At 43.9% G+C, this 13,430-nt stretch carries 7 protein-coding genes; 5 read left to right on the forward strand and 2 right to left on the reverse strand.

Annotated elements, in window-relative coordinates; translation table 11 throughout:
* Window positions 1-38: 38 nt before the first annotated feature.
* The gene (avs4, locus tag ACMWJS_RS19475; protein WP_414747438.1) at window positions 39-4,802 is read left to right on the forward strand and encodes an AVAST type 4 anti-phage nuclease Avs4; all 4,764 of its coding nucleotides are present in this window, start codon (window positions 39-41) and stop codon (window positions 4,800-4,802) included.
* A gap of 721 nt (window positions 4,803-5,523) precedes the next feature.
* Window positions 5,524-7,998: a DEAD/DEAH box helicase gene (locus tag ACMWJS_RS19480; protein WP_414747439.1), complete on the forward strand. Its 2,475-nt coding sequence runs from the start codon at window positions 5,524-5,526 to the stop codon at window positions 7,996-7,998.
* Window positions 7,999-8,384: 386 nt separating this feature from the next.
* Here ACMWJS_RS19480 and ACMWJS_RS19485 read toward each other — a convergent pair whose 3' ends face one another.
* Window positions 8,385-8,666 carry a YjcB family protein gene (locus ACMWJS_RS19485; protein ID WP_045261050.1) on the reverse strand — a complete coding sequence of 94 codons (282 nt, stop codon included), beginning with the start codon at window positions 8,664-8,666 and terminating at the stop codon, window positions 8,385-8,387.
* Between the two features lie 491 nt (window positions 8,667-9,157).
* Here ACMWJS_RS19485 and ACMWJS_RS19490 point away from each other — a divergent pair, with 491 nt between their 5' ends.
* Entirely contained in the window at window positions 9,158-10,561 is a 1,404-nt protein-coding gene (locus ACMWJS_RS19490) for a sensor domain-containing diguanylate cyclase (RefSeq protein WP_048030236.1), read from the forward strand.
* A gap of 339 nt (window positions 10,562-10,900) precedes the next feature.
* Window positions 10,901-12,466 (forward strand): EAL domain-containing protein, encoded by a 1,566-nt coding sequence (locus ACMWJS_RS19495; protein WP_414747440.1) that lies wholly within the window; start codon window positions 10,901-10,903, stop codon window positions 12,464-12,466.
* Between the two features lie 6 nt (window positions 12,467-12,472).
* Here ACMWJS_RS19495 and soxS read toward each other — a convergent pair whose 3' ends face one another.
* Window positions 12,473-12,799, reverse strand: a complete 327-nt coding sequence (soxS, locus tag ACMWJS_RS19500) for a superoxide response transcriptional regulator SoxS (protein WP_008503387.1) — start codon at window positions 12,797-12,799, stop codon at window positions 12,473-12,475.
* A gap of 98 nt (window positions 12,800-12,897) precedes the next feature.
* Here soxS and soxR point away from each other — a divergent pair, with 98 nt between their 5' ends.
* Entirely contained in the window at window positions 12,898-13,356 is a 459-nt protein-coding gene (soxR, locus tag ACMWJS_RS19505; RefSeq protein WP_008503388.1) for a redox-sensitive transcriptional activator SoxR, read from the forward strand.
* The last annotated feature ends 74 nt before the right edge of the window (window positions 13,357-13,430 follow it).

The raw sequence follows: 13,430 nt of genomic DNA on the forward strand, positions 1-13,430 counted from the left end.
AGGGGCAGTTATTTACAAAAAACTAGGAGAATAATTAAATGGTCAAACCAAACTGGGATAATTTTAAAGCTAAATTTAATGAGAATCCTCAAGATAATTTTGAGTGGTTTTGCTACTTGTTGTTCTGTCAAGAGTTCAAAATACCCGCAGGTATATTTAGATATAAGAATCAATCTGGTATCGAAACTAATCCGATAACCAAAGATAATGAGCTTATCGGTTGGCAAGCTAAATTCTATGACACAAAATTGTCGGATAACAAAGCTGATCTTATAGAAATGATTGGGAAAAGCAAAAAGGCTTATCCAGGATTAAGTAAGATCATTTTCTATACCAATCAAGAGTGGGGGCAGGGGAGAAAGTCCCATGAACCTGAAGACGAGAAGAGTGCTGATAATTATCTGGAAAATATCGGAAATAGTAACGATCCAAAAATAAAAATTGAAGTTGATCAGAAAGCATATGAGTCGGGTATCGAAATAGTATGGAGAGTTGCTAGTTTTTTTGAATCACCGTTTGTAATAGTTGAGAATGAAAAGATTGCAAAACATTTTTTCTCCCTCAATGAAAGCATCTTTGATTTATTAGAAGAAAAGCGCAAGCACACAGAAAATGTTTTATATGAAATTCAAACCAATATAGATTTCAAAGACAGAAGTATTGAAATTGACAGACGACATTGCATAGAAATTCTATATGAGAATCTAGTTCAGAAAAAAATTGTCATCGTCAGCGGAGAGGGTGGAGTTGGAAAAACAGCAGTTATCAAAAAAATTTATGAAGCAGAAAAACAATGCACTCCTTTCTATGTCTTTAAGGCTAGCGAATTTAAAAAGGACAGCATTAATGAGCTATTCGGTGCGCATGGCTTAGACGATTTCTCTAATGCTCATCAAGACGAATTACGTAAAGTCATAGTCGTAGATTCTGCTGAAAAGCTTTTAGAACTGACCAATATCGATCCTTTTAAAGAATTCCTAACTGTTTTAATAAAGGATAAATGGCAGATTGTTTTCACAACCCGTAACAACTACTTGTCAGATCTGAACTATGCTTTCATAGATATTTATAAGATAACTCCTGAGAACTTAGTAATAAAGAACCTTGAACGCAGCGAGCTAATAGAGTTATCTGATAATAATGGATTTAGCCTTCCTCAAGATGTTCGATTATTAGAGCTAATCAAAAATCCATTTTATCTAAGTGAATATCTGAGGTTCTATACCGATGAAAGTATCGATTATGTGAGCTTCAAAGAAAAGCTTTGGAATAAGATTATTGTTAAAAATAAACCTTCTCGAGAGCAGTGTTTCTTAGCGACTGCTTTTCAGCGGGCTAGCGAGGGCCAATTTTTTGTCTCCCCGGCATGTGATACAAAAATTTTAGATGCGTTAGTTAAAGACGGAGTTATCGGCTATGAAGCTGCTGGTTACTTCATTACACATGATATATACGAGGAATGGGCATTAGAAAAGAAAATTTCCGTCGATTATATCCGTAAAGCGAACAATAATGAATTCTTCGAAAAAATAGGAGAATCACTTCCTGTTCGCCGTAGTTTCCGGAATTGGATATCTGAACGATTGCTTTTAGATGACCAGACATTAAAGCCTTTTATCGCCGAAATAGTCTGTGGGGAAGGAATATCAAAATTTTGGAAAGATGAGTTATGGATAGCTGTCCTTCTTTCCGACAACTCAGATATGTTTTTTAATTTCTTTAAACGATATTTACTTGGTAATGACCAGAATCTTTTAAAAAGACTAACTTTCTTACTTAGGCTTGCTTGCAAGGATGTTGATTACGATCTCCTGAGACAGTTAGGGGTTAGTAATTCTGATCTGCTTTCCATTAAATATGTTCTTACCAAGCCAAAGGGAACTGGTTGGCATAGTTTGATCAAATTAATCCATGAAAATTTAGATGAAATCGGCGTCAGAAATATTAATTTTATACTTCCGGTGATTCAAGAGTGGAATCAAAAGAACAAAGTGGGTGAAACGACTCGATTATCTAGTTTGATAGCCCTAAAATATTATCAATGGACTGTAGAGGAGGATGTCTATTTATCCGGAAGGGGTAATGAGAAAAATATTTTGCATGCGATTCTTCATGGGGCGGCCATGATTAAACCTGAAATAGAAGAGGTTTTAGTTAAGGTTCTTAAAAATAGGTGGAACGAGCACGGTACCCCATATTTCGATCTTATGACTTTAATCCTTACAGACTTAGATTCACATCCGGTTTGGGCATCTCTCCCGGAATATGTTCTACAATTGGCAGATCTGTTCTGGTATCGGCCACTTAAAGAAAAAGGCGAACGTTATCACCATATGGATATTGAAGATGAGTTCGGTCTATTTAGGTCTCATCATGACTATTATCCAGAAAGTCCATATCAGACTCCTATATATTGGTTGCTACAATTACAGTTCAAAAAAACAATAGATTTCATTCTTGATTTTACGAACAAGACAACGGTATGTTTTGCACACTCCCGCTTTGCTAAAAACGAAGTTGAAGAAGTTGAAGTTTTTATCGAAGACGGGAAGTTAATAAAGCAATATATATGCAATCGTCTATGGTGTTCATATCGAGGCACACAGGTCTCTGCCTACTTACTCTCATCAATTCATATGGCTTTGGAGAAGTTTTTCCTTGAGAAATTTAAAAATGCAGACTCAAAAGTACTGGAAAGCTGGCTTCTCTATTTGCTGAGAAATTCCAAGTCAGCTTCTATCTCCGCGGTAGTTACGAGTATTGTACTTGCATTTCCTGAGAAGTCATTCAATGTAGCTAAAGTGCTATTCCAAACAAAGGCTTTCTTCCATTTTGATATGAATCGAATGATTCTAGACAAAACACATAAAAGTTCATTAATCTCACTGAGGAATAGCTTTGGCGGTGCAAATTACAAAAACACTTTACACGAAGAAGATAGGATTAAGGCTTGTGATGATGTCCACAGAAATAATTATCTCGAAAATCTAGCTTTGCATTATCAAATATTCAGAAGTGAAAATATAACGGAGGAAGTTGTTAAGGAAAGACAACAAGTACTTTGGGATATTTTCGATAAATACTATAGTCAGTTTCCTGATGAATCACAAGAAACAGAAGTCGATAAAACGTGGAGGCTTTGCTTAGCGAGAATGGATCGGCGGAAGATGAAGATAACTACTAAGGAGAAAGATGAAGGGATTGAGATATTATTCAATCCTGAGATCGACCCTAAGCTAAAACAGTATAGTGATGAAGCAATCAAGAAAAATTCCGAACATATGAAGTATATGACGCTGAAGCTTTGGGTAAGCTATAAAAGAGATAAGGATGAACGTCACAAGCTGTATGAAATGTATGAGAATAAACCGCAGGTTGTTTTACAAGAGACTAAGGAAATAATGTGTAAGCTTAATGAAAACAGTGATGACGATTTCCGCCTTTTAAATAGTAATATACCAGCGGATGTTTGTTCTATATTGCTATTAGAGCATTTTAACGAGCTAGCATATGAAGAAAGAGAATACTGTAAAGATATTGTTTTAGCGTATTCAAAGTTGCCTTTGTCGGACGGTTATAATTATCAGGCTCTTGATGGGACAACCTCTGCAATTTCAGCTTTATCTGTAGTTTATCATAATTACCCAATGGAAAGGGATACTATCAAAATAATATTACTATTAACGTTGTTTAATGATTATCCTACTGGAATGTTAGGGGGACGTTACTCCGTATTTCCTAGTATGGTGATTCATAAATTATGGAAAGACTATTTTGATGACATGCAGTCTTTATTGTTTGGTTTTTTGATTTTAAAGCCAAAGCATGTGGCTCTCGGACGGGAAATTATTCATGAGAGGTATCGACAGGGCGACTATGATATCAAAAAAACGAATCTCAATGAGAGGTTCTTAAATGATTATGGACAATGCATATCAAATGTCATTGGTAATAAAATTTCTATAGATCATTTAGGAGATATGGAAAAGGTTGAACTACATATTTTGAATACTGCTTTTCATTTGATCCCAATTAATACTGTTAATATTGAGCATAAGCAATTGGTATCATTGATTGTTAAACATTTTTCTACAAGCCTATTATCGAGTGATCGGGAGGATAGAGTAGATTACGCTGTACGGCACTCATTCTTAGAAAGATTTGCCTATTTTACACTTCATACATCTGCGAGTGAACTCCCTGATTATTTAAAACCCTTTCTTGATGGTTTCAATGGTTCTGAACCTATTGCAGAATTATTTAAAGAATTTATTCTTGCCGAAGATCAATTAAATACTTATGCCAAATTTTGGCAGGTTTGGGATTTGTTTTTTGATAAGGTGGTTACTTTGTGCAAAGATGGAGATAGGTATTGGTATGTTGATAAAATTCTAAAAAGTTATCTTTTTGCTGAAACTTCTTGGAAAGAAAATTCTAATGGTTGGCACACATTTAAAGATAGCAACAGTCAATTCTTTTCCGATGTTTCTAAAACTATGGGTCATTGCCCTTCAACTTTATACTCTCTTGCTAAATCTTTGAATAATATTGCTGGTTGCTATCTTAATCAAGGTATAACCTGGCTTTCAGGGATATTGTCGGCTAATAAAGAGTTATGTGAAAAGAAATTGGAGAATGATACAGTTTATTATTTAGAATGTTTGGTTAGACGGTATATTAACACTGAGCGTGAGCGAATTAGACGAACAAAACAGTTGAAGGAAGAGGTTTTAGTAATATTAGAGTTTTTGGTGGAAAAAGGATCTGTTGTTGGTTATATGTCACGGGAAAATATTCTTTGATGTAGTAAAAGATAATGTTTTTAATTAGCTCTTTAGCAATTTAGGCTCCTGAGGTTGGAGCCTTTTTTATTATCTAATAGATTAATTTTTTATAAGTCAATCAGTGAAACGCAGCAAGGCTCGTAGCTCTTGAATGTTCAATCCGTGATGAGTTCTTTGATTACCACATAAATAACAAGAACAAGCACAAGGAGTGCAGTAAATTTTCCCTACAACTTTTGCTGTTTTAGCCACCGCAGTTCGATATGTTTTTCTCTTAAATTTTAATCGAGATATATGATGACGACGCCATGCCCGATTTCTAACCATTTCCATTCACTCCAATTTTCTAACGCGGCGTCATACCGCGCCCTTATCAATCTCTGGAGTTCGATATCAACCTGATTTTTCACGTATACCTCGGTATATATCAATAGGATGGAATATTATATCACTATCTAGCAGATAAAAGTGTGTATTGTCATAAATTCTGTCATCTAGACTCCATGTCGTCAGCTGTGGTGCAAGTCAATCTATGGATTGATAGCCCCCAATTTTCTCCTAGCTCTAGGAGGAATTATCTTGTAGCGTTTTAATAAAATTTGTAGTGGTTCAATGAATCTAGAAACGGAGTGCTTTAAAGTTCTAATTGGGGCAATGACTATCTCGTTGCATGGTCATTGTAATACATTATAGAAATATTGGGGACTTACATAGCCCAATCCTAACTTGAGATTGTTACATGAGCCTAGACTTTGACAAGCTGAACGCTGGTATCGGTGCAAAACAAACTGACCCGAGAAAAATCTTTACGACGCTTAAGCGAGACGCTCGTTTCAAGCGGCCATTGGATGAACAGGCGGACGTACTTGACGTTTGGTATGCACGGAGGCAGGCCAAAGATTTGACGCTGAAGATGAATACCGGCGGTGGTAAGACTGTGGTGGGCCTGCTGTGCTTGCAGAGCTCCCTCAACGAAAACGTCAAGCCCGCAGTATACATTACGCCCGATAGTTTCCTTGTCAATCAGGTACTAGATGAGGCTAAGGCGCTCGGCATTCCCGCAACAGACGATGAGAAGGATCCAGATTTCCTTGCTGGACGTGCCATCCTTGTTGCTAATGTGTGGAAGCTATTCAATGCAAGATCGGTTTTTGGGGTCGGACAGAAAAAGATCCCGATAGGCTGTGTTGTTGTCGATGATGCACATGCATGTCTTAGCGTGGTCCACGACCAGTTCTCGATAAAGGCAGATGTTGGCACACCGGTGTACGACGACCTTCTGAACCTTTTTGAGAACGACTTGGATAAACAGTCCCCTACTGGGCTGCTCGACGTGCAGGCTCTAGATCCTAGCATTGTAATGGAAGTGCCATACTGGGCTTGGCAGTCTAAACAAAAGGAAGTAATCGCGTTGCTTCATGCACAACGGAATTCTGCAGAGTTGGAATGGAGTTGGCCCTTGTTGCGCGATTGTATCCCGCTCTGCACCTGCCTTTTCGGCGGCGGTAAACTAGAAATCGCGCCGCATTTCATTCCGATCGACCGCATTCCATCCTTCGCAACTGCTCAGCGAAGAATCTATATGACGGCCACCTTAGCTGACGACACGATCCTCGTGAGTCACTTTGGGGCATTGGCGGACGAGGTAGTTAAGCCGATCCGACCTAAAGGGGGCGGAGATATTGGAGACCGAATGATTCTTGCCCCACAGGAGATCAATCCGGACTTCAAAATGGAGGAGATCCGCGAACTTGTGTCAGATATCGCAAAGGATCTGAACGTAGTAGTTATCGTACCCTCTAAAGAACGCGCGAAATTCTGGAAAGATTCTGCTCATCAGATACTTAACAAAGATAACATTCAGGCTGGAATACAGCGTCTCAAGGACGGTTTTGTAGGCCTAACCGTACTAATTAATAAATACGACGGTATCGATTTGCCAGGAAAGGCTTGTGAGTTGCTCGTCATTGATGGCTTGCCGGAGGTTTACGGACTCGGTGAAAGGCGTGAAATGTTGCTGCTAGACGGAACCAAACGCCAACTTGTGCGCCAAGTTCAGAGAATTGAACAGGGAATGGGTCGTGGTGTACGTTCAAGTGACGATCATTGTGTCGTACTATTGCTTGGTGGCAGGTTGACGCAACGACTCCATCAACCCGAAGCTGAAACGATGTTTTCTTCAGCCACTCGTGCTCAGATTGAGCTCGGTAAAAGTGTGGCGGAGCAGTTGCGTGGACAATCGCTTGAGAAGCTGCAGGGTATTATGGGCCTATGCCTGACCCAAGATGACAACTGGGTACAGGCTGGCCGTAATGCGGTTGTGAATGCGCCACCTGTCGAAGGGGGACGGATTGACGATAATCAGGTCCTGTTGCGGGAGGCCTTCGATGCGGCCCGTGTGTCGCGATATGACATTGCTAAGAATAAGGCTCAGACAGCGGTGAATGCAGCAAGCGAGCGTCAGATCAAAGGCTATCTGAAGCAGCAGTTAGCGGCGTATACGAATTTCACTGACCCTTCACAGGCGCAGGAACTGCAACTGGCCGCGCTCAGCGATAACTATCGACTTCTTAAACCCTTGGCAGGAACGACTTATCACCGTCTCAGCGCACCCGCTAGCGGACAAGCGGCCGCAGCCGTTCAGTTCATGACGCGTTTTCTCGAAGGAAACGATCTCATCATATGGGTCAACGGGTTGTTAGACGATCTACAATGGGGAGAGGAAGGGTCGAAGCGGTTTGAGGCTGCCATTAAGGAATTAGGCATTTTTCTCGGTTTCGGATCCGAGAGGCCAGAAGACCTAGTGGGCAGAGGACCAGATAATCTTTGGGCTCTTGGCAACTCGAGGTATTTCGTGATTGAGTGCAAGAGCGGAGCTGTTCTGGCAGAAAGAATCTCCAAACATGACACGAACCAGTTAAATGGGTCCATCGTCTGGTTTGATGAAAAGTACGGTCACACTTGTACAAGGACTCCCATCTTGGTGCATCCTAAAACCATATTTGAACACGCGGCATCGCCCCATTCCGACATCCGAATAGTTAACGAACAAGGACTCAATAGGATGCGCAATGCGATACAAGCATATTCAATCTCGTTGGCGAGTAATGGTGGGTATGCCGACTCGCAAATCGTTCATAAGCAACTTAAACATCATAAACTTTCTGCTGAAGATATTGAGGCTTTGTGTACGGTAGCACAAGGTGCAAAGTGACGTAACTCACTTTACTTTGGCCCGCATTTGTTGCTTGGTGACATACGATTAAATTTAGCTTGCTAGCCGTCGTCAACTAGCCTTAACTGGTAAGTTGCATGCAAGTAGTTCTTGCATTCGGGCAGAATTGGCGAAGGTAGTTAAACTGTAAAGTTTGACAAGTATATGAAATTAATACCTTACAAAATTCATTACAGTTGAGCCTAGAAAAGTTCGCGGTTTAGGAAACAAGTGTTCAGTTTCTAACCTATCTAAGCGTTTGCTAAGGCCCAACTGTCTATTGAGTGTTAATAGACAAGGTATTAGGTAAACTTAACCGTTCTGATTTCCGCGTACCCCAAACAAAAAACCCAGACATCGTCTGGGTTTTTTTATTCCATAAGGGATCAGGTAATCACCATCGGCCAGTCTGGTGGCGTGTGACTCATCGCCTCAACCATCACCACTTTGATATTTTCCCAGACGGCGGCCATATCCAGCAGGGTAATGCCAAGCAGACCCGTTGCAAACCAGCAGGCAGCCCCCAGCCCCAACAGCGTGCTGATGACAGCGAGACCCGCGTAGTCAGATTTACGAAACTGAATGTTCAGCGTGCTGGCCAAAAACATCAGTACCGCACTCAACAAAGGCCAGCGCAGGAGTACCATGCTGGTAGTAATGGTTGCCATAAAACCCATCCTCTATAAAACAGACGAACTGAATGAAACAGAGTGTTTTCGTTACATAAGTTGTGTGAACTATATCACGTTTGCTGTTTTATTCGCCAGTCCCGGGATGATGAAAAACGAGCGATTCATAGTTGCCGAGAATCAGTGGGTGCCTGAGTGAAAATATATCTTTGCTGGCTAAGTTCCCCAGTTCCCGCACTCTTTATAATGAATTCATTAAGATAGCAAAACTGATGCAAAAGGACGCACTCTGTACAATGTTTACAGCAATAACCCTATGGCTTATGCTTGAGTGGACAATTAATTTTACTCGCAGCTAACCTTTCAGGTTTTTGAATTTCATTATTTTTTTATTTATTTGTACGTTTTTAATTACACACAACGTTGTTTTTAATTCGCTACGCTGAGATTCAGCCTGCGCATTGGTTTGTCGATTTTTCGAATCTGAAGAAAGTTGCGTCCGGTTTATCGCCTGATAATCAGCGAAAAAAATGAAAGAAAACCGACGTGAGATTGTTAATGACAGCATGCAGGCATTGCATGCGCTGGCTAAGCTAATGCCCCAGCTTCATGCTCAATGTTCTCTGGCCGACATGCTGGCGACCATCAGTCGCGCGCTGGGCGCAAGCCTTGCCTGGGTCAGCGTAAACGGTGATGACGGGCTGAAGCGCGTGGTATCCGCCGGGGAGATGACCTGCCATCCCCTCGACGTGGCCGATTTCCTGGCGAACACGCTGCTTCAGCGACATCATCGATCGTGGCGGGTGGTCTATTGGAAAGAGAATATTGGCCGCACGTTATTTCCTCCTCAGCACCCGGGCTATGCGCAACTGCAAAGCGGTGTGCTGTGCAAGCTTTCCACCCAAAATTGGCACTGCAGCGGCTATTTCTTTTTAGCGTTCGAAGAAAGGCTTTCTTCTTTGCCGATCCTGAAAAATATCGTCGTGGTGCTGGTCGAAAAATTAAAAGACTATTTTGCGGAAATTATTGCCCGAGAAAAAACGGCGCAGGAAATGCAGCGCGTCGTGACGCAATATAAGACGCTCTTTGAACGCGCCCCGGTTTTAATGAACTCTTTCGACAAATTTAACCGCTGCGTGCTGTGGAATGCCGAATGTGAAAAAGTATTCGGCTGGACGATGGCGGAGATCGCGGAACATGCCGATCCGCTTTCGCTGTTTTATCCCGATCCTGAAGAGCGGCGGCGGGTAAGAGAGTCGGTCAATGTCTCGCCGCTGAAGGATATGTATGAATGGCATCCGCTACGCAAAGACGGCACCCCGCTGACGGTGCTGTGGTCAAACATTCTGTTGCCGGACAACTCTATCCTGAATATTGGGCTGGATATCACCGAGCGGAAAAAAGCCGAACAGCAACTCGAAGTTAAAGCCACCACTGACGATCTCACCGGCTGCTTTAACCGGTCGGCGATTTTGCAGCAGCTGGAGCTTGCGCTGGCCGCCAGTGCCAGGCAGGAGGCTAACAGCCATTTTTGCGTTCTGATGTTTGACCTGGATTTTTTCAAACAGATCAACGACGAGTGGGGACACCCGGTGGGCGATGCGGCGCTTCTTCACTTCTGTAATGCTATCCGTGAGTTGGCCCCTTCGGGCTCCGCATTAGGGCGCGTGGGAGGGGAGGAATTTTTGCTCCTGCTGGCGCAAACTGACGGCAATGGCGCTGCGCAACTGTCCGCCAGGTTGCGCACCGTTCTGCAAACTCATCCGCTGATTGTGGGCGAGAGAACGCTGTCGCTGTCGTTTAGCGCAGGGGTCGTGGAAGTCCGCGGGGGACAGCGGGATACTTCAGCCTTGCTAAGGCGTGCTGATAAAGCGTTATATGAAGCTAAGCATTTGGGGCGAGGAAAAACGGTGGTGGCGGCTGATTATTTATAAATCAGTGAACACAATACACCCGATCAAATAGCATAAAACGTCATGATGACGGTGTGCTTTTTTCATGCTGCCAGAAGTTTGGCTTAATCAACAATCGTCTGTTGTGTTATCTTCCCACCGCCCTTACGGGCTGGATAATTATTTTCCTTAATTGAAACGGAACGAATACTTACAGTTTCACTTACGGGAAAATATTATCGTCATAACGAAATTTAAGATTTTTAATACGAAAAGTCAGTTGCTAACTTCGCATGATTCATGCAACGTAATCACCTGTTTAACACAGCATCCGGCCTTCATTACTACAGGCGTACAACATGCAGGGATATAGGGCGGGAAATGAATCGTAGCGCGCAGCGCAAGATGCTCAGGGTGGTAGGGATCATCATGGTAGTTATGCTGCCGGTGATGCTTGCGCTATGGTTTGCCCAGCTAAGAGCCGTGTCTGAAACAAGCGCCCAGCTACGGACATTTGCTGAACTGGCTTTAGACAAAACAGAGCTGGTTATACAGCAGGTTGATCTGGCCCGGGACGAGGCGGAAAAATATCGGGGCGAGCTTTGCACCCCGGGGCACCGTCAATATATGTTGAACGTTGTTCGTGGCCGCCTGTTTGTTGCCGATTTAATTTATGCTGAAGGTCAGAATTTTCTTTGTTCGACCGTTTTTACACCGGATCGTCCCTACGCCATTCCCGTCGCTAATTACACGCGTAAACCTGACGTCGCTATCTATTATTATCGCGATACCCCATTTTATACTGGTTATAAAATGACATATATGCAGCGTGGAAATTATGTGGTGGTCGTTAATCCACTTTCATACAGCGAAGTCATGTCTGCGGATCATTCTCTCTCGTGGGGGGTATACGACACGGTAACCAATGCTTTCTTTTCCGTCAGTCAGAAAGCCAATGTTTCTTTATTAAATTCGATGATTCGGGATAAGGAATCGGTATTTCAAAAAGATAACCGCTTTTATACGATCGTCACGTCCCCCAAAAGACCGATTGCAGCCATCGTGTCGACATCGAATAAACGCTTTTATGAAACGCTTTACCATCAGGCGACATTAACGCTGCCGCTGGGAATGATTTGCAGCATTATTATTTTGCTGGTCTGGTCCCGCACCTATCGTGAGCTCAATTCGCCGGGGCGTTTACTGCACAGGGCGCTGAACAAACGCCAGCTTTGCGTGCACTATCAGCCGATTATTGATATCAAGAACAACCGGTGTGTCGGCGCGGAGGCGTTATTACGCTGGCCTGGTTTTAACGGGCAGGTGATGAGCCCGGCTGAGTTTATTCCGCTGGCTGAAAATGAGGGGATGAGCGAGCGGATTACGGATTATGTCGTTGAGGAAGTGTTCAGCGATTTGGGCCATTTCCTTGCCGAACATCCGCATCTCTATATTTCGATTAACCTGTCGGCGACGGATTTCCACTCCTCGCGGCTGATCGCCATGATTTCTGAGAAGGCCCGCCACTATGCCGTCCGCGCGCAGCAAATCAAAATTGAAGTGACGGAACGCGGTTTTATCGACGTGCCTAAAACCACGCCGGTGATTCAGGCTTTTCGTCAGGCGGGGTATGAAGTGGCGATCGATGATTTCGGTACCGGCTACTCGAACCTGCACAATCTGTACTCGCTGAACGTCGATATTCTGAAAATCGACAAATCGTTTATCGATACCTTAACGACCAACAGCACCAGCCACCTGATCGCCGAGCATATTATCGAGATGGCGCAAAGCCTGCGACTGAAAACCATTGCGGAAGGGGTTGAGACGGCAGAGCAGGTGAGCTGGCTGTTGAAGCGCGGCGTCCAGTTTTGTCAGGGATGGCACTTCGCGAAAGCGATGCCGCCCCAGGAATTTATGACCTGGCAGCAGCAACCTTTGCACTGAGCGTGATTAATTCAACTGGTGGCGATAGTCGCTCGGCGTGCGGTCAAACTCGCGGCGAAACACGCGGGAAAAGGTTTGTTGCGACACATAGCCAAGATCCATCGCGATATCAAAAATCGGCCGCTGCGTTGAGCGTAGCGCCTGCGCCGCCAGCAGCAGTCTGCGCTGACGAATGTACTCACCCAGCGTTTGATGCATGACCGTACGGAACATTCTCTGTAAATACCATTTCGAATAGCCCGACTTTTTCGCGACCACATCAATGTTCAACGGTTGGTCGATATGGTCATCAATCCATTCAATAAGCGTCTGAATAATCTGCTGATGCGACATAAGGTTGCCCCTCTGTAGATACAACTATCTCGGTTAATTCGTCGTTTTCTCTGCGGGGGAGTATAATTCCTCAAGTTAACTTGAGGTAAAGAGGTTTTATGGAAAAGAGATTGCCGCGCATTAAAGCGCTGTTAACCCCCGGCGAAGTGGCAAAGCGAAGCGGCGTGGCGGTATCGGCGCTCCACTTCTATGAAAGCAAAGGGTTAATCAAGAGCATCCGCAACGGGGGCAACCAGCGTCGCTATACCCGCGACGTGCTCCGCTACGTGGCGATTATCAAAATTGCGCAACGAATCGGAATTCCCCTGGCCACGATCGGCGAGGCATTTGGCGTGCTGCCGGAAGGGCACACGCTGAGCCCGAAAGAGTGGAAAGAGCTGTCGTCCCAGTGGCGTGAAGAGCTGGACAGGCGTATTCATACGCTGGTCGCGCTGCGTGACGAACTGGATGGCTGTATTGGCTGCGGCTGCCTGTCGCGCAGCGACTGCCCGCTGCGTAACCCCGGCGACAAACTGGGCGAGCAGGGGACGGGAGCGCGGTTGCTGGAAGAGGATTGAGATCGGTTTGCCGGGTGGCGCTTCGCTTACCCGGCCTACCAAACCCGCAAATGTAGGCCGGGTAAGGCGTAGCC

The organism is Enterobacter sp. HK-058-C-ECC (assembly GCF_047531125.1).
GTDB classification, from domain to species: Bacteria; Pseudomonadota; Gammaproteobacteria; order Enterobacterales; family Enterobacteriaceae; genus Enterobacter; species Enterobacter quasiroggenkampii.

Bases quoted from the DNA above. Each gene is read 5' to 3' on its own strand.
- ACMWJS_RS19485 (WP_045261050.1), bottom strand. From the start codon at position 8,666: ATGGCAACCATTACTACCAGCATGGTACTCCTGCGCTGGCCTTTGTTG.
- soxS (WP_008503387.1), bottom strand. From the start codon at position 12,799: ATGTCGCATCAGCAGATTATTCAGACGCTTATTGAATGGATTGATGAC.
- ACMWJS_RS19495 (WP_414747440.1), top strand. From the start codon at position 10,901: ATGAATCGTAGCGCGCAGCGCAAGATGCTCAGGGTGGTAGGGATCATC.
- soxR (WP_008503388.1), top strand. From the start codon at position 12,898: ATGGAAAAGAGATTGCCGCGCATTAAAGCGCTGTTAACCCCCGGCGAA.
- ACMWJS_RS19490 (WP_048030236.1), top strand. From the start codon at position 9,158: ATGAAAGAAAACCGACGTGAGATTGTTAATGACAGCATGCAGGCATTG.
- avs4 (WP_414747438.1), top strand. From the start codon at position 39: ATGGTCAAACCAAACTGGGATAATTTTAAAGCTAAATTTAATGAGAAT.
- ACMWJS_RS19480 (WP_414747439.1), top strand. From the start codon at position 5,524: ATGAGCCTAGACTTTGACAAGCTGAACGCTGGTATCGGTGCAAAACAA.